This window comes from Shewanella sp. NKUCC01_JLK (assembly GCF_019345615.1).
In the GTDB taxonomy this organism is placed as follows: Bacteria; Pseudomonadota; Gammaproteobacteria; order Enterobacterales; family Shewanellaceae; genus Shewanella; species Shewanella oncorhynchi.
The window spans coordinates 393987-410919 of sequence record NZ_JAHKRD010000001.1; the positions used below are offsets into that span (position 1 = coordinate 393987).

Sequence of the window (16933 nt, forward strand, 5' to 3'; positions counted from 1 at the left end):
TTTTGTAAATTATTGCGCGCGTTGCAGCAAGTAAGTGAAATCAGCAAAATTACCGTTAGTGGTTGCCGCATTATTGTGACAAGCCATACAGCTGCTTGATGTTTGCTTTACCGAACCTTGGATATAAGTTTCGAGCGTGGTGTTAGCTAAAAATGAGGGAGCAGGCACGCCCGTTGGATCGGTGGGATTTTTGGCATCGGTAGGCCATTGCGTACTGATCAATTCGTAGTTCTTCCATACCGATCCCGGCACTACAGCGTCGAGTGCAGCGTGATAACTGGCATTTAAGGCTTTAGCGTCGGCAGTGATAGGAATGACGCGTTCCACTTGAGTTGGTTTAGTGTGCGGGTTTGCCGGATCCCACGGGCGTGCTGGTGGTTCATTCACTTTGCAGTCAGTACATTTAGCATCGTAAAAATTATATGCCGACAATGATGCTGACTCACCTTGGGTTGGCGCGTTAGCGACATGCTCAAAGGTAGACCAAATCCATTGTGGTTCACCCGTGGTTTTGTGAGCAATGTGAAACCCCACTAGACCGACTTGTTCAAGCGCACACGCGGGCTTGACCCCGTGTTGCTCTTCGGGATTGTTATAAACAAGCGCGTAAGTTGTATAGTAATTCGTCGAATCAAACTTGCCGCCCATTTTTATCCATGAGGCTTTAAGCATGATAGAACCTACCTGCCCGGTTTTACTGTCGCTCGCGGTAAAGTCGACATCGGCATTAAACTGTTTCTGTCCTTTTTTACTGTAAAGGTTATTGTCCAAAATAAAATTGAACATGGTTTCATTGGTTAATATTTCATAACGGGTATAAAGCCCGTTTTGATCAATCAATGGACCCGTTGTAAAAGGCTCACCACTTTCATCCAACACATTCGGGGTCTTCCCTACTTGCGTTAAATAAATAGTCCCTTGAGGAATGGACTTGGGATCAATACTTTTGCAAACATCCGGCACATTATTGGACTGATCCCACCCAGGTGGTTTTACGCCATCGGGTAAAAAAATCTCCCGGCTTTCCTTCCAATGCAGCCACACGACTGGCTGGTTAGTTTTTTGCCCAATGGTAGACATAGTATTGGGTGTGCCATCGGCATTTGCTGGCCAGTTAAGTGCAATAAACGATTGCCAAGAAAAATCATCAAAATCATGTTGCAGGCTTTCGAGTGAGAACGGGGGTTTTGCTGTGATTTCCAGCGGCATAACAGGGCTTAACGTTGGTAGCGTTATAGCTGCTTTTGTCTCTACTGGTGCTTCTGCATGTACAGCAGCACTCATACACAAAAAAAACGCACTATAGCGAAAAGATTTGATAGACATGAAATTAACTCTCCTTGTTATTGGGACTTATTCAATGCTTAAAACGTTTACAACTCCACTTTCTTTAACGACTTAAAATCAGGGCTTTCACAACACCCGCCACTGCAGGCGTGATGGCACGATACAAATAGCGTACAAGACTTGACCTCAACCAAATCCAAATAAATGGGTTTCGATATTAAAATTGAAGTTTGCTGTTTTGATCGCAGTCTCTGGCTTACTGAGCCGGTCTGAACAGATTGATTGATACGGATAAATATTAACGTCTTTCATTGAAATTCCTTTTCATGATTGCGTTTTATCACGATACCTTGAGTCTAGATTATTCATTGAGGATCACCTCAAATGAACCTAGTAATCTCAGTGGAAGGGTTAAACACTCCTGTGTTCCCGTAGTGAAAACAATTCTATTCTGCAGAAATAAAAGTAACCTTCTGAAAATATTCCATGTTAAAAGATTGTTTACGTTTCACTTATTGTCAAGCGTGAGGCAGGAGGTTTATTTTATTTGCAAAAAAGCTCGCCGCACGACACGACGATAACAGCGGTAAAAAGCATAATGTGATATCAAGAGTTCAACATTGATCTGAAGTCTGCGAGGACCAAGCGTGGACAGGAACTAACTAAGCGATCGTAAAATCGGTCGCAACTACGCGCGGCCTATTCTTATTTGGTAGCCATTGATTCAACAATAACTGTCAAAGTTTGGAAGATTTCGACTCATTTTCATCATTAGATTCTGTAAAGAGTCACTCAGCATCTGATTATATGGCCTTGCTAATGACTTTATAAACACTTTGACTGAAACAGAACACAACTTGTTCTTACTGTTGAAACAGGAAATCTATTTTCTTGTACTGACGAAAACTCTAAGATTAAAAATGATGCCATTTGGGGATGCTTTGACCTACTTAGGTAGCCCTGTGAAATATGATCATATCGTTCCACTTGCTTCCCACAATTGAGCCGCAGTGTACCTTCACAAACTTGTTATTCACCGATGTTTGTGCCCATAACCAATACATTTATACCTTTATAATTCACTTGTTCTATAGGCTTAAACCCATGATGTAAGTACAAACCTCCAGTTAAATCTTCTGTTTGAAGATATAATTTTTTCACGCCTATTTTATGTGCTAGCGATATTATCTCTTTCACAAGTTTTGAGGCGACACCCTGTCCCCTAGCCTGCTGAGTGACGTAAACACCACCAAGCCAAAATTCAAATTCTGGGTATATGTCCATTTCTCGAATTTTTAGCTCGGCTGAACCAGCAAGAACACCATTTACTTTTCCAATGATCAGAATAGGCGCGGTATCTCGATTTATTGATGCAGAGACTTTTTCAACGACTTCCTCCTTGGTATAGCTACCATTGTCTTGGCACCATTCGTTGAAATACCAACTAGCTACCGTGTCTATCGCAGAGGGATTATCGGCAAGTAATGAAATTTCCATATATGTCCTTAGATGTACAACGATTTGATTTTCTTTATGAACAACATCTTACCAACTTAACCTTGTAAGGCAAGCAGCCCACAACCATTGATGTTTGTAGTCAAACTATACTGATATCTATTAATGACTTTATGATGATGTTTACTTTGCTGTGGCTTTATTGAAAGTTCGGACTGGCATGACTTCTAGGTTGAAAGTAACCTCATCACATTAGCTTTTTTATAGCCACAACTTTATTCGCCCTACTTGCATTTTAAACTTTGAAACAAGCTTTGGGGCATTTTAGAGTTAACCGATTTTAAGCACGCCACGCTTTAATCGCTTCTGTTGCTATACCAGCTAGCTGTTTTGAAACTTCACGACCTTTGTAAATTGACGTTGTGTCTTTTGCGATTGGAACAGAATAATGAATATCGTGAGCAAGATTATTTAGATACTCGCGGCCACCACCTTCATAATTTTGCAGTTCCTGACCATTGAGCTGGATCATATAGCTATAGCCAAATGCACTCATGTTGCAATTTGCATTCAAGTACAAGCGACCTTCATGCTCCAAAAGGAACCATACTCGGTTTTCAGAATCCATTACTTTCATCGTCATCTCGCATAAGGGGATTTACCCGAACTTATCATAAAACCCAAACCGTAAATGGCAATACGCATCTCAACGGAACTTTTCGGTCAATTGATCTAATAAAGCTTCCATACTCTGCTCGAGGAGATCGAGCACTAGTTCAAAACCCTGTGCGCCGCCATAGTAAGGATCTGGTACTTCCGTTATTTGCGTATCAGCATAGGACAACATTAACTGTAACTTGTGTTGATACTCAACCGGACAACGGCTAAGCAGATCCGCCAAATTGGCATTATCCGCAGCTAGAATTAAATCAAAATGCTCAAAATCAGCATTCACCACCTGCCGCGCCCGCATGCCCTCGAAACTAAAACCCCGCTTTTTACCAGCCTCAATAGCGCGGCTATCGGGCTTATCCCCTTGGTGATAACCAATAGTACCCGCCGAATCCACCTCAATATTAAGCCTGCGCTCAGCAATCTTAAAACGACAAACCGCCTCTGCCGTCGGTGAGCGACAAATATTACCCATACAAACCATCAATATTCGCCGTACACTTTGATTTTTTAACATGAATACCTCATAGCTTAGTATTATCAATAATTTATCTAATGTGCTTAAACCTAGATGTAAACTTAATATGATAAGCAGCTTAATACATTAATTATTTACCTATAAATACAACAGGTTAGACCTATAAACACAAAATATTCTTACGTCAAACCATTATCAAAAATAAAATGCGCGCTACGATCCGAAAGTTAAGGGTGTCACCTCAGCTAAAATATTCCCCTTGAGCCATATACATACCAAGTACGCACAAAATTTAACCTAACCCGTAAAATATACGATAAACAGCACAGAAACAAATTAGCCTCCTTGCTAAGGATTTTTTATCGACTAGGTTTATATTTCAGAGTACGGTTTAAAATAAAACTGAATGTTCACCGCATACTCGCTCAAATAAAAAATACACCACAAAGTACAAGAAGAGGAAAAGTAAAATGGATTTTATTGAACGAATCGATGTTCTATCAAAACGCATCCCTCAAATTGCTAATAGCCTTCAAACTGAGGAAGCGACTAAGAATGCCTTAGTCATGCCATTTTTGCATACAGTTCTAGGATATGATGTTTTTAATCCTAGCGAAGTTGTCCCAGAATTTACGGCAGATACTATAGGTAAAAAAGGTGAGAAAGTTGACTACGCATTAATTAAGGAAGGTGAAGTGCAAATCCTTATTGAATGCAAAAAGTACAATGAAAAGCTGTCCATAAAGCATGCGTCACAACTATTTCGTTATTTTTCTGTCACCAACGCACGCTTAGCTATTCTTACAAACGGTACTGAATATCAATTTTATACCGATCTAGATGCTCCTAACAAAATGGATGAAAAACCATTTCTGATCTTAGATCTTGAAAATATTGATGAACACTTAATTCCTGAAGTTAAAAAGCTGACTAAAAACTCGTTCGACGTTAACTCAATAGTCAGCGCGGCAGGAGAACTAAAATACTTGAGTCAGATAAAACGTATTATTAGTGAGCAATTTAAAGAACCTGAAGAAGAGTTTATTCGCTTTTTTGCCTCAAGGGCTTATGATGGGGTTCTTACACCTAAAGTAAAACATCAATTTGCTGAAATTACTCATAAAGCACTAAGACAATTTCTCAACGACAGCATTAATGAACGTTTAAAATCCGCTATTGGCAATGATAAACCAACTGATGAAAACAAAAATTTAATCGATACCCCAATCCCATCCAATGATGAAAAAATTAAAGTAGTTACTACTGAAGAAGAAATTGACGGTTTCAATGTGATAAAAGCTATATTGAGGCAAAAAATAGAAGTTAATCGAATCATCGCAAGGGATACCCAAAGTTACTTTGGCATACTATTGGATGATAATAACCGAAAACCCTTATGCCGCTTACACTTCAATGCTAAACAAAAGTATCTAGGATTAGTGGATGAAAATAAAAATGAAACTCGTCATCCTATTAACTCTGTAGATGATATTTTTAATTTCAGTGAACAACTATTATCGACAGTCGCCTATTACGAATAACACTATCAAAATATCAATTGCGCATTACTCAGCGTAAAGACTAATGCGCAATTTGATTTACTAGGTACGGCTACTCAGTTTCAACATCGGTTCTTACCCGTAAAAAACTGGCAAACCGCGGTAAACCGTTAACGGTAAGACCAAGATATTTATAGGTAATGATAGTGCCCACTGCGGGGGGATGTTGGCGCTCTGCGAGACTAAAACCTGTGCCAATACTAAAAATTCGGCCGTCTGGCGTTTGCACTTTTAATGCGCCCATCTGCCCTGCAAATTGACCTTTACCAGGGATATAAGCGATAACAGTAGCTTCAGCATCATAATAAGGTTTTAGCTTCATCAAATGAGGATTGCGGCCACTGATATAAGTCGCAGAACTGCGATGCAGCATCAAGCCTTCGGCGCCTTTTGCAACTAAGGCATCGAGTTTTTGATACAGGGCTTCAAGGCTTTCTACTTGGAACTGCACTATGACTTCAAGATAATTCGATTTGCCACTCAGTTCAGTCAGCGCAAATTGATAGCGATGCTGAAAGTCGCCACTCGCCTTGGGGACATCGAACACCATAAATCGCACTTTGCGCCAATCATCATCCTTAGCTGAAGTTTGTCGAACTAAACTCGACATCGCTTCAAACTGACCTCGCCCAAGCCATAATTCACCATCGAGGGGATAATTCGGAAAATTCGCAGTAAACCAAATGGGTGTGGCGATGGCATTTCCCTGCCGAGTGAATAATTCCTTGCCATTCCAGTAACCTCGAACCCCGTCGAGTTTCTCACTAATCAAAAAATTTTGAATATTAATATCTTGCGAAGTTCGAGTCGCATCAAACTCGGTAGCAAGTTGTATAGCAGGTGGTGAGGTTTGTGCGTTAACCGAAAGAGTTAAACCGCAAAGTATGAGCAAGCTGAGCTTAAAAACACTAAAACGGATGAACTGATTAAATGTTAAATTTCGTAACGGGTTAGTATGAGTCATTCCCTTGCCCACGCTGCAATATATCCTTCATCAAGCTTAGGCCGCACGGCTAAAGTTGCACTAAAATAACCGCAAAAGTCACTAACTCCCTAAGTTAACAACGAATGTTGATGATCAAATTTGCTCAGTTAATTGTTTATGCACTTTTCATCTCAGGCTATACTGCGGCCAAATTTATGACTCAGTCAAATGTTAACAAAGACAACAGTAGGGTTTATTCACCCTGTTTTGAATGAGCAGAACCTCAGCGCTTTGTCGCTAACGTCAATTGGAAACACTATGAAACCAGCCAATAATCACGGTATTAAGCGCATATTCAGAGCGACGGGATTTTCGATGAAGGGCCTAAAGGCCGCTTGGATCCACGAAGCCGCCTTCAGACAGGAATTAATCTTGACGATAGTCATGTTACCCGTAGCCTTATGGGTTGATATCAGCACTATTGAACGCCTCATGCTGATTTTTACGTTGTTTATCGTGTTGATTGTTGAGCTATTAAACTCGGCGATTGAAGCTGTGGTTGACCGTGTCGGCAGTGAAATACACCCGTTAAGTGGCCAAGCCAAGGACATTGCCTCGGCTGCCGTCTTTATGAGTCTTGCACTTTGTGGATTAACTTGGCTGGTTGTATTAACGCCGCTAGTGCTTTAATTCTTAGTTTCTAAACCGTCGCATGAGCAATCATTGAGCCATCGTCCCTTAAAAAGTCGATGGCTTGTTTGATCTGGGCTAAGCGGTCATTCTCAGCCCAATACGCAAGATACACATTTCGTGAAATGGCATTCGCGCCGCTGACGAGATGCAATTCGCCGCCGCGCAATGCATGTTGCACTAGATGCTCAGGTAAAAATGCGCAGCCGCCATTATTCAAGATGAAATCTAACGCAATACGTGCTGAACTCGTGTGCAGCGTTGGCACTGGCAGCGAGGCATATTCCTGTGCGTGAACAATATTGAACGCCGTACCCCAATCGACTTTTACATATTGCCCCGGCACAACCGCTTTTACCGTTTGACCTTTTAAGCTCGACACCAACAACAAATTAATTTGCCCCAGTTGTACTATCTCAAATTGATCAAGCTTTGGCGGATCGAATGAAATCGCAATATCTAGGGTACGGTCCATTAGCTGACGCGTCATTGCATTCGCGGGTAGCACTTCGGTGCGCAACGCCACGCCAGGTAAACCGACATGCAGTCCCTGTAAATAACCTTGCAAGTAAGCGTCCCAAATATTCGGCCCTGCACCAATGGCAAGCTGAGTCGACTGTAACTGACTGAGGGAAACATCTTGCTTAGCCCGCTCCCATGCTGTTAACACCGCCTCGGCATGACCAAGCATACGTTCGCCTGCTGGCGTGGGCTGAATATTATTACGTTGCCGTTCAAATAAGGCGACACCCAAAATGCTCTCAAGCTGTTTCACCCTAAAGCTCACAGCGCTTCGGGTGAGGTAAAGATTCTCAGCCGCTTTACCAAAATGGCGAGTACGGGAGACTTCGAGAAAGGTTTTTAGTAAATCGGTATCCATAAAAATTCTTGACCAACATAGGCAAATTTTTTTGATTTATAAAACAATAATACTAGCCAATACTCCAGTTGCAAATCTTTGTATATCAAAAACTAGAGGGTATCTGCCATGTCTGAACAGTCTTTTTTTAACGCTAACAAGGGTTCTGAGACGTTTAACGGCTCAGTTGCTGCCAGTTTTGTCTCTCAAAAACGTTTCTACGACGACGCTAATTTCCCCAAAGGCTTTAAACGAAGCGGCGATTTTACCAATAAAGAAGCTGAACTCCTTGAATTGCATGGTCATGCGATGAAGAATTTAGCGGAAGGGAAAACGCTGCCTTGCACCTCTGATGAAGCCCAATTTGTGGAAGTCGCCAAAGGAAATATCGCCCCCAGTAGCTTGTTAGAGCAGATCTGGGTAAAGTATCGCAGGCTCGCCATGGGGAAACCCTTTTATGCCGTGGTTGGTACAGTGCATTTGCCTGCAACCAAGCCCGAGATAGAAATAGAGGCTGAGGCTGTATTTGATATTGAAGATGATGTTCAGGATGAACCTGAACCCGAGGATAAAGAATGAAGATTAAGGTTTGCTACTAAATGCGTGGTTGGATTTTATATAAAGAAACCGCGACTCAGCTAAAACCTGAATGGTATGAAATTGAGCGTCTACTGGCGGCAGCAAAAGCCGATAACATAGAGTTGGAAGTTTACGCACCTGATGAATTTGATCTGACTGTCACCAGAGAAGATAACAAGAGTATTTTATTGAATGGGCAAGCCGTCGAGCTGCCCGATTTTATCATTCCGCGAATGGGCTCAGGCACGACCTACTTTGCTTTAGCCATTATTCGTCACTTAGAAAGATTAGGGGTATATTGCCTCAATCCATCTAAAGCCATTGAAATCGTTAAAGACAAGTTATTCTCCCAACAATTGTTGGCCGAGAAAAATCTGCCTACGCCTAAAACCATGTTGGTTAAATTCCCCGTCGATATCGCCCTCGTAGAACGCCATCTTGGTTTTCCTGTGGTGATAAAAACACTTTCAGGCTCACAGGGCAGTGGTGTGTTTTTATCCCATAAGGCGCGTGAATTTGACGATTTAATGCAGTTGATTGAAGCGACCAATAAAAACGCTAACATCATTCTGCAAGAGTTTATCGCTAACAGTCATGGGCGCGATCTACGCGTATTCACTATTGGTGGTCGTGTGGCAGGTTGCTATGAAAGGCGTGGTCAAGAAGACAGCTTCAAAGCCAATGTCAGTGCCGGTGGTTCAGCGCGTCCATTTCAGATCACTCCTGAAATTGAATGGCTTGCCACACAAACAGCCAATATTCTCGATCTTGATGTTGCAGGTATCGATTTATTGTTTGATAACGGCCATTACAAAATTTGTGAGGCTAACTCATCTCCAGGGTTTGAGGGCTTAGAGTCCTGTTTGAATGTGGATATTGCCGCGCAAATTTTGCATTTTATTCGCATCCGTTTAGGCATGTTTAATAAAGATGAACCAAGTAGCCCAAAAATCGTAGCTGATAGCGTAGAGGCTGAGACTTCTACCCCGTCACTTCTATCGTCTGCGTCCTCTATCGAGACGAAATAGAAGTACTAGGACATATCAATATCTAGCGGGATCGTACCGCTAGATATTCTCAATATCGATGATTCTCCGCCATATTTGTGTCTATATCCATTTGTATCTCGCCCCATCAACAACGCAACAATCCTAAAGCCGTTCAGGAAGGAAACACTTGTCCTTAGTCTTTCAATCCACAATTGATGTGATCGCTCACTCAAATTTCATTCAACCTCACGAGAACCAGCCCTACTTTTGTTTTGAATCACAATTTTTTGCATTTTTTAAAACATTTTGTTCACATTGAAAAATTTGCTGTTAAACTCCAAATGTTGTTTTTTTATGGCACTAAATTCTGACCTTATCGCTAAACATAATAAGAATAATGCAGGAGTCACTCCTTAACATGTCGATACGCCTATTACCCCTAATCATAGCGTCACTGCTCAGCACTCAAGTGCAAGCCGATGATTTTACTATTCAGTTAGGCGGCTTTTATTCGCAATCAGACACCAATATGGAAGTCACTAACCCTATTTCGGGTAATAATTTCACTTTAGATTATGAGTCCGATCTACAACTTGCAGAAAACGAATTTTTACCCTTTATCGAGTTAAATTATCACTTTAACGAACGGCACAATATCTACCTAGACTGGAAACAGCTTCATCGTAACGCCGAAACCCAAGCCTTAACCAAACCCTTCCAGCTCGAGATTAACGACACCATTTACGATATCAAAGCAGGCGGTAATCTAAATTCAACCTTAAACATTGATGTACTGCGCTTCGGCTATGGCTATGATGTATTTCAAGGCAGTAACTATGATGTCGGTCTATCACTTGGTTTACATACTATGTTTATCAAGACAGGTTTTGAAGGGGTGATTGGTGTTTGCGCTTCATCGGAATTACTCAATAATATCTGCGGTAGCCAAGCAATTCCGCGCATTGTTGACGAAAATGTCACTGCACCACTGCCCGATATTGGCATATATGGTCAGTATGAATTTGCTCCCGGTTGGCAAATCACCAGTCATGCACAGTATTTCTATATCAAACTCAATGATGTCAAAGGCGAACTGGTTGATATTAAAGTGGGGGTTAATGCACAAATCACCCCAAACTGGCGTATGAGCGTGGCCTATAACTACTATAAAGTTGACGTTGATATCGCCCAAAATTCGCCGAATAAAGATACTCAAATCGCCGATTACAACATCTATTACAATTTTATTGGCCCTATGCTTTCTATCAGTTATTCCTTTTAATTTTAATGCTATAAAAAATCTCTTCCCATATTGTATTAAACACCCCTTCTAGCTCAAACCGTTGCCCGAACCCTAGCCCAAATTAGTGCTAAAAAATAAGGGCGCCTACTGGACGCCCTCATGATCCAACCCATTAAACCTATTTACGGCCATCCTGCTCACGTTTGGCTTTAAAGTCTGATGATTCAAGCCAATGGGGCCAATCTGAACCATTCGCTAAGGTGGTTATCATACTGGCGATCAAGTCTAGGTCTTGACTCACGCCCTCCAACGTCCAATTTGGATCATAATCATCGGCTCCTTGGTGATATTTATGCGCAATATAGTCAGGATCTGTATCCCCAAGACTCATAAATAACAATCCTGGTACACCTTGCTGGGCCAGCGCAAAATGGTCTGATCTAAACATCAATCCATTCTGTGGTCTTGGATCCGCTTTTACCGAACGGTCTTGGGCTTTGGCGGCTTTATCTAAGTATTGCTCCAACTCAGATACCCCTTCCCCATAGCGCAAAATGTAATCCACGCCTTTATTTACATTCATGCCATCGATATTTAAAAAGGCGACGATATTTTTGGTTGGCACACTGGGATGCTGAGCAAAATGCTGTGCACCAATCAGACCCGTTTCTTCTGCAGTAAAGGCACTGAAGAGCACCGAGCGATCCAGTGGCGCCGTGCTAGCCTGCTGTTTGAAGTAACGCGCTAACGCTAAAACCCCCGCCACACCGCTGGCATTATCGACCGCTCCGTTTAAAATCTCTGACTTACCGTCTTCAATCACAGTACCGAGGTGATCCCAATGGGCATGCATCATCACCACTTCGTCGGGGCGCGTTTTGCCAGGCAGTAAAGCCGCAACGTTATGGGACTCGGCGCGTTCAATTTTATTGTTTAACGTGAGCTGCGCGCTCAGCTTAAGTGGGATAGCCTTAAAGTTTGGCTTGGCTGCTTGCTGTTTTAAGGTATCAAAATCCAATCCCGCTTTGGCAAAGATTTTTTGTGCGGTTTCGTGCTGAACCCAGCCCATCACGCCCACTTGACCTTGGTTATTATTGGCATCGACCAGAGTAAACTTAGTCCCTGTGTTGGAGTTTTGCACCACACCCCAGCCATAGGCGGCAGGCGCGGTTTCATGGACAATAAACACGGCCTCAGCGCCTTGACGCGCCGCTTCCTCATATTTATAAGTCCAGCGACCATAATAGGTCATAGCATTGCCTTTAAATATTGTTGGATCTTGGGTCGCAAAGCCGGGGTCATTCACGAGTACGATGACCGTTTTGCCTTTTACATCTAACCCTTGATAATCATTCCAGCCATATTCGGGTGCATTGATACCATAGCCAACAAATACCACATCGCTTTTATTCAGGCTCACGGTGTCAGCGATTCTTTGGGTTCTTGCGGTAAATTCACTGCCATTGGCAAATTTAAGTCCGCCGATATCAAGCTGCATGTTTTGATCGGCACTAATTTGCGCCAAAGGAACCGCCTGTAAATAGCTATCGCCAAATCCGGGTTTGAGACCCATATCTTTAAATGCTGTCACTAAATAGTCTAAAGTTAACGTCTCACCTTCAGACAAGGGCGCGCGTCCCCCAAAAGCATCGCTCGCTAAGGTTTTCACATCGGTTCGGTATTGCACGAGATCGAGACTTTTCACAAATGCCGTTTCAGCAAAGACAGGTAATGAAATAGTGGCCAACAGACTTGTGGTTATGATTAAATTTTTCACAACTTTCTCCCAAGTTATTATCATTATTTGGTTTTAAGGATAGACTTTACCATATCATCTTTAATTTATGATGGAAGTCTTAGCGCAAACGGAGTCGCTGCATCCAAGAGTAAACGGTAATCATGTCTCCATCTGACCGATATTCTTGTCGTTGACCTAAATCTGACTGCAATAGAATAAAAAATAGCGAAAATTTTAAAATATCCGTGCATTTTCATTAAGTAAGGTAACAATATGTCGCTAGAGTTATTACAAGCCGCTGCACTGAACCTCAAAAAAGCAGTGCCTCTGATGCTCAAACATAAAATTCCGACCACACCCGTCAACTATGCGCTTTGGTACACTTATGTTGGTGAACAAAATCCCGAGTTAAATCAACAACTCGATACTGTTATTGCCCAATACAACACTTGCCCTCCAGTCAGTAGCGAAATCTTGTATCGCCAATATGTTGCCGACCCAGTTGAACTCGATGTCAGAGAAATGCGCCAAAATCTGGATGCTATGGTGACTGAGCTTTCCCAATCACTCAAAGATACCAATCTAGATGCCAATGACTTCCAGTCGCGTATCGAAAGTAATTTTGAAAAGCTCAACCGCATCGAAGACGAGGGCTTTAGTGTTGAGCAAGTACTCGATCTGGTCCGCAGCTTAGTGAAAGAGTCGGACAATATTCGCTCGAGCACAGAGTTCTTTACCGGTCAGCTGCAGAAGGCTCAAACCGAAATAGACGCACTAAAGAAAAAACTTGAACAAACAGAAAAAGACGTTCTCTACGATGCACTGACGGGCTGCTTTAATCGCCGCGCCTTTGACACTGATTTTGCAGGAATGATAGCCCAAGCCCCCTTAGGCACTTGTGTGATCTTGGCCGATATCGACCATTTTAAAGTGTTTAACGACACCTATGGCCACCAGCTCGGCGACCAAGTGTTACGCGCCGTGGCGAAACGACTACAGGAATCCTGCCGCGATGGCACGAAACTGTATCGTTTTGGCGGTGAAGAATTTGCGATTATTGTCCCTAAAAGTCAGCTACGTATCGCAAGGCAACTGGCCGAAGCTATGCGCCGTGGACTCGAAAAACTCAGTTTAAAAGACAGACGCAAAGACGAACGCATCAATAATATCAGTGCTTCCTTTGGCGTCGCCCAATGGCAAGAAAAACAAACGGGTATGCAATTGATTGAAGCGGCAGACAAATTACTTTATGAAGCCAAACGCTTAGGACGAAATCGTGTGCTGCCTATCAGTAACTGATAGTTATAACTTAGCCTGAAGCCGATAATTCAGCTTCAGGCTAAGATGATTAACAAAGGAACATTTTTTGAAAGCTACATGAAGGATTTAAATGAGATTTCAGATTAATGTTTGAAACTGCGAGAAACAGTTCCAATATTCCCTTGCACGCCACTCCCTATTGAAACGGATACATTCGTACCATGTGTTTCCATCGACTCATTTTCGACGGGTATCGCCTGCACCACAAACCGCAGTTCAGCACCACCTTGAAGTGAATCGAAGGGATAACACGTAATTAACGTTAAGCGATTATCATCGGATGGCGCCATAAATTGAGTTTCGGTTTCATGTACGACCTGAGTCGCCACCACTTCATAAATAATGTGATTGCCTTTAAGCGTTTGTAACGATAATCGACGCCCCACCGCCATGCCATTAAGTATCGCAAAATGCGTGTCCCTGTGGCCGGCAATCACAGTATTGCCTTTTTGCCCCGCTGGCGCACTGGACAACACCAGACTCGGACCAAAGGCCAAATTTCGCCCAGAAGCCCCCGCAAGAACATATAAACTGTCATTAAGCTCTGCTTCAATATTGTTGTTCGCCGCCACTTGCTCACGATGAATAGACAGCTTTGCCACGGGATAGGTATCCGCCCATGACCAAGGCTTATGGGATTGACCATCAGCCAAGGTTTTAGTCCACGCCTGTTCAATCAAATACTGGGCAAAGTGTGCTTTAGCTTGCATATAGAGTCCCTTTCCTAACAATGTTGCGCCAATTAAAAATAATCCCACCACTAAAAATCGCTGTGTTCTGCTTTTGCTCATCGCGCTTAACTCATCGTTCACAGGTAAGTGCCACCAAGGCCGCCTTCTCTTCCCGTCTTTGTCGAAGAATCGATCCCGTAAGAATCAAGGCGAGTAGCAAGGTCAGCGCACCTAATAACATATCCAAACGGCTTGACGTCGCGGTTTGCGGCAAGGCTCCAAAAGGTTGCCAACCTAAGGGCAAGTGCTGACGAACCACGGCATCACGGCTCATTGCAGTTGAATCAATTGGGGTTAAGTCCACCGCCACTAAACTGGTATAGGCGCTGACCAAGTGATAATTCATCGATAAGGCCGTCACTTGCTGTTTGACCTTGTCATCATTCGCACCATTTTTACTCAACTCCAATGCACCAATCTGTTTACGCGCCCACAGCAAATCTAAACCCGCACCTTGATGGGTCATCAATCCTGCGGAGTTGTCCTGCAGCGAGAGCGACTGTTGCCAGTTTTGATGCCCTTGGCGTCCTGAAATCACTAACTCCTGTGGCTCACGGGCGCTGCGCTTTAGACTCACGAGCACTGGCTCACCGCGGTACAGATCGGCAATCGGTGATGGCCAGTAATCGGGCACACTGCCATCATCAAAACGCACTTGAATATTGGTTAACACTGGATATTGAATTTTGCTGAGTAAGGCGCTGATCTTCTCATCGACTTCATCCACTTTGCCAATATAGGTAAAAGTGCCACGACCGAGTTCAGCCGCCCTTTGCATAAAGTGAGAATTAGGCGCCGAACCTATGCCGACAGTAAATAGGCGACTCTCACCAATTTGATAGCGGATCAAATCAAATAACGCTTGTTCATTGCCCACAGAGCCGTCGGTCATAAAGATCACTTGGCGCAAAGGCTGCGTTGCATCAAGCGATACACTGCCCAAGGATTTTGGCAAGGCAGCGTCCAGTGCTAACGCCATTTCAGTGCCACCATCGGCCTGTAAACGGCTCACAAATTGACGGGCCCGTGACAAATTCGACGAGGTCGCCGGTAATGGTACTGCTGAGAACTGAGACAAACTGGAGTTAAATTCGATAATGTTAAAACTGTCCTCCGGCTTCAGTCCTTTTAACGCGTATAACAGTGCATTTTTAGCTTGAACGATAGAATCCCCCGCCATAGAGCCCGAAGTATCAATCACTAAAATTAATTCACGGGGCAAACTCGGCTGAGTACTCTTTTCAACCTTAGGAGGCAACACCATGACGAGACTGTAATTATCATCATTTACGCCGCTGGTTTTACTTGTCTCAAGTGTATCCTGAGACAGATTTTCGCCATCGAGCTTATGGGTTTTACCTTGCTGATTAAACACCCAAGCCATTGGGCTCGTGCCCTGCTGTACTCGCCATTGCAGCACAAAATCACGATTAGCGGGCACACGTTGCGCCAGCGATACATCGACCGCGCCGCTATTGTCTTGCTTGAGTTTGATGTCATGGTAAGGACTCTCAATGGACGCTTTATCAACCCCCTTTGCGAGTAAGACTTGAATGTCTGCCTTCAGCACAGGATCGCGTCCACTGGCCGTATGCCGCACTGGTGCCACAATCCGGTCAGCATCAAACACCTGCGAGCTTGTCACTCGGCTTGATTGGCGCACCTGTGCCATAGGATCATGTGAGTCGCTAGCACTTGAATCCGATGTTAATCCCGGAATATAACGGGGCGCGACCACCAGCGGAAAACGTAAACTAAACAAACCATCTTCATATTTAATGGTCTCCTGATAGCTGATTTCTACAATCAGCTCCTCTTGAGGTGCTAGGTTTGCGACTTCGGTCGTGAACATATTAGGCCGCTCTTGGCTCACTAAGCTGGCACGTTTGCCTTCAGCTTTCGCTTGCTCAAAAATCTGCTTGGCATCAGCCTTAGGATGAATTTGCCCTTCGATCACTCTCTGGCCTATATGTAATCGCAACGAATCCACCGCAGCCTCATTGGGCAGCGGGAACAAATATTGCCCATTCAACACAAATTCAGTATTGTTGCGAAAAACCTGTTTCACGCTCACGCGATTACTTAAGCCAGAGACTTGCATCGACACTTGTGTATCGAGCGGCAAAGATGGCACCCAAGCACCGCTCGGCTGACGATAAAGTAATAATCCCTGAGTAATGTCATCGTAATTAATGATGTGTGACTCTGCCGTTCTGTGAGCACTATTTTGCCCGACCAATGCCGAAGCCATATTCTGTGGCGCAGATAATGTGCCGGTACTATTCGGCGAAGCCAATGCCACAAAGGGCAAACCCCAACACACGGCGGCACTGATCAGCAATACCGCTACCGCTTCACTCACTTCTTTTACCCTTTTCCCTGTGATCATCACAAAGGCTTCCTCTATT

The 16933-nt window shown here is 43.4% G+C and carries 15 protein-coding genes; 6 read left to right on the top strand and 9 right to left on the bottom strand.

Translation table 11 applies throughout. The annotated features are described in order from the left end of the window. Positions 1-9: 9 nt before the first annotated feature. The 4 genes from KO537_RS01765 to KO537_RS01780 form a co-directional block, all read right to left on the bottom strand. A complete protein-coding gene (locus KO537_RS01765; RefSeq protein WP_219233722.1) occupies positions 10-1326 on the bottom strand; it encodes a hypothetical protein in 1317 nt (438 codons plus the stop codon). A gap of 990 nt (positions 1327-2316) precedes the next feature. Continuing rightward, positions 2317-2784 (bottom strand): GNAT family N-acetyltransferase, encoded by a 468-nt coding sequence (locus KO537_RS01770; protein ID WP_028760209.1) that lies wholly within the window; start codon positions 2782-2784, stop codon positions 2317-2319. A gap of 298 nt (positions 2785-3082) precedes the next feature. Next, positions 3083-3379 carry a hypothetical protein gene (locus KO537_RS01775; RefSeq protein WP_251070995.1) on the bottom strand — a complete coding sequence of 99 codons (297 nt, stop codon included), beginning with the start codon at positions 3377-3379 and terminating at the stop codon, positions 3083-3085. A 69-nt stretch (positions 3380-3448) separates the two neighbouring features. Continuing rightward, positions 3449-3931 (bottom strand): low molecular weight protein-tyrosine-phosphatase, encoded by a 483-nt coding sequence (locus KO537_RS01780; protein ID WP_219233724.1) that lies wholly within the window; start codon positions 3929-3931, stop codon positions 3449-3451. 431 nt (positions 3932-4362) lie between these two features. On the opposite strand from KO537_RS01780, the gene KO537_RS01785 reads away from it, so the two are divergent. Beyond that, positions 4363-5433, top strand: coding sequence for a type I restriction endonuclease (locus KO537_RS01785; protein WP_131525545.1), 1071 nt, complete (start codon positions 4363-4365; stop codon positions 5431-5433). A 70-nt stretch (positions 5434-5503) separates the two neighbouring features. On the opposite strand, the gene KO537_RS01790 is transcribed toward KO537_RS01785, so the two are convergent. Next, positions 5504-6415 (bottom strand): DNA ligase, encoded by a 912-nt coding sequence (locus KO537_RS01790; RefSeq protein WP_219233725.1) that lies wholly within the window; start codon positions 6413-6415, stop codon positions 5504-5506. 279 nt (positions 6416-6694) lie between these two features. On the opposite strand from KO537_RS01790, the gene KO537_RS01795 reads away from it, so the two are divergent. After that, positions 6695-7066 carry a diacylglycerol kinase gene (locus tag KO537_RS01795; protein WP_028760259.1) on the top strand — a complete coding sequence of 124 codons (372 nt, stop codon included), beginning with the start codon at positions 6695-6697 and terminating at the stop codon, positions 7064-7066. 10 nt (positions 7067-7076) lie between these two features. Here the strand turns inward: KO537_RS01795 and hdfR are convergent, their stop codons facing one another. Beyond that, on the bottom strand, positions 7077-7946 hold the full coding sequence (gene hdfR, locus KO537_RS01800; RefSeq protein ID WP_219233726.1) for an HTH-type transcriptional regulator HdfR: 870 nt from the start codon (positions 7944-7946) through the stop codon (positions 7077-7079). Between the two features lie 108 nt (positions 7947-8054). Here hdfR and KO537_RS01805 point away from each other — a divergent pair, with 108 nt between their 5' ends. The 3 genes from KO537_RS01805 to KO537_RS01815 all read left to right on the top strand — a co-directional run bounded on the left by KO537_RS01805 (position 8055) and on the right by KO537_RS01815 (position 10775). Next, positions 8055-8504 carry a DUF413 domain-containing protein gene (locus KO537_RS01805; RefSeq protein ID WP_028760261.1) on the top strand — a complete coding sequence of 150 codons (450 nt, stop codon included), beginning with the start codon at positions 8055-8057 and terminating at the stop codon, positions 8502-8504. 20 nt (positions 8505-8524) lie between these two features. Continuing rightward, the gene (locus KO537_RS01810; protein WP_105252744.1) at positions 8525-9532 is read left to right on the top strand and encodes a RimK family alpha-L-glutamate ligase; all 1008 of its coding nucleotides are present in this window, start codon (positions 8525-8527) and stop codon (positions 9530-9532) included. Positions 9533-9911: 379 nt separating this feature from the next. Continuing rightward, positions 9912-10775 (top strand): hypothetical protein, encoded by an 864-nt coding sequence (locus KO537_RS01815; RefSeq protein ID WP_219233727.1) that lies wholly within the window; start codon positions 9912-9914, stop codon positions 10773-10775. 139 nt (positions 10776-10914) lie between these two features. Here the strand turns inward: KO537_RS01815 and KO537_RS01820 are convergent, their stop codons facing one another. Then, positions 10915-12537 carry a M28 family metallopeptidase gene (locus KO537_RS01820; protein ID WP_219233728.1) on the bottom strand — a complete coding sequence of 541 codons (1623 nt, stop codon included), beginning with the start codon at positions 12535-12537 and terminating at the stop codon, positions 10915-10917. A gap of 210 nt (positions 12538-12747) precedes the next feature. Here KO537_RS01820 and KO537_RS01825 point away from each other — a divergent pair, with 210 nt between their 5' ends. Further along, complete coding sequence (locus KO537_RS01825; RefSeq protein ID WP_028760265.1) at positions 12748-13773, top strand: GGDEF domain-containing protein; 1026 nt, start codon at positions 12748-12750, stop codon at positions 13771-13773. A 104-nt stretch (positions 13774-13877) separates the two neighbouring features. Here KO537_RS01825 and KO537_RS01830 read toward each other — a convergent pair whose 3' ends face one another. Together KO537_RS01830 and KO537_RS01835 are read right to left on the bottom strand one after the other, a co-directional pair. Next, positions 13878-14585: a class GN sortase gene (locus tag KO537_RS01830; protein ID WP_219233729.1), complete on the bottom strand. Its 708-nt coding sequence runs from the start codon at positions 14583-14585 to the stop codon at positions 13878-13880. A 10-nt stretch (positions 14586-14595) separates the two neighbouring features. Continuing rightward, on the bottom strand, positions 14596-16914 hold the full coding sequence (locus KO537_RS01835; RefSeq protein WP_219233770.1) for a marine proteobacterial sortase target protein: 2319 nt from the start codon (positions 16912-16914) through the stop codon (positions 14596-14598). Between the last annotated feature and the right edge of the window lie 19 nt (positions 16915-16933).

Bases quoted from the DNA above. Each gene is read 5' to 3' on its own strand.
- KO537_RS01765 (WP_219233722.1), bottom strand. From the start codon at position 1,326: ATGTCTATCAAATCTTTTCGCTATAGTGCGTTTTTTTTGTGTATGAGT.
- KO537_RS01770 (WP_028760209.1), bottom strand. From the start codon at position 2,784: ATGGAAATTTCATTACTTGCCGATAATCCCTCTGCGATAGACACGGTA.
- KO537_RS01775 (WP_251070995.1), bottom strand. From the start codon at position 3,379: ATGAAAGTAATGGATTCTGAAAACCGAGTATGGTTCCTTTTGGAGCAT.
- KO537_RS01780 (WP_219233724.1), bottom strand. From the start codon at position 3,931: ATGTTAAAAAATCAAAGTGTACGGCGAATATTGATGGTTTGTATGGGT.
- KO537_RS01785 (WP_131525545.1), top strand. From the start codon at position 4,363: ATGGATTTTATTGAACGAATCGATGTTCTATCAAAACGCATCCCTCAA.
- KO537_RS01790 (WP_219233725.1), bottom strand. From the start codon at position 6,415: ATGACTCATACTAACCCGTTACGAAATTTAACATTTAATCAGTTCATC.
- KO537_RS01795 (WP_028760259.1), top strand. From the start codon at position 6,695: ATGAAACCAGCCAATAATCACGGTATTAAGCGCATATTCAGAGCGACG.
- hdfR (WP_219233726.1), bottom strand. From the start codon at position 7,946: ATGGATACCGATTTACTAAAAACCTTTCTCGAAGTCTCCCGTACTCGC.
- KO537_RS01805 (WP_028760261.1), top strand. From the start codon at position 8,055: ATGTCTGAACAGTCTTTTTTTAACGCTAACAAGGGTTCTGAGACGTTT.
- KO537_RS01810 (WP_105252744.1), top strand. From the start codon at position 8,525: ATGCGTGGTTGGATTTTATATAAAGAAACCGCGACTCAGCTAAAACCT.
- KO537_RS01815 (WP_219233727.1), top strand. From the start codon at position 9,912: ATGTCGATACGCCTATTACCCCTAATCATAGCGTCACTGCTCAGCACT.
- KO537_RS01820 (WP_219233728.1), bottom strand. From the start codon at position 12,537: ATGATAATAACTTGGGAGAAAGTTGTGAAAAATTTAATCATAACCACA.
- KO537_RS01825 (WP_028760265.1), top strand. From the start codon at position 12,748: ATGTCGCTAGAGTTATTACAAGCCGCTGCACTGAACCTCAAAAAAGCA.
- KO537_RS01830 (WP_219233729.1), bottom strand. From the start codon at position 14,585: ATGAGCAAAAGCAGAACACAGCGATTTTTAGTGGTGGGATTATTTTTA.
- KO537_RS01835 (WP_219233770.1), bottom strand. From the start codon at position 16,914: ATGATCACAGGGAAAAGGGTAAAAGAAGTGAGTGAAGCGGTAGCGGTA.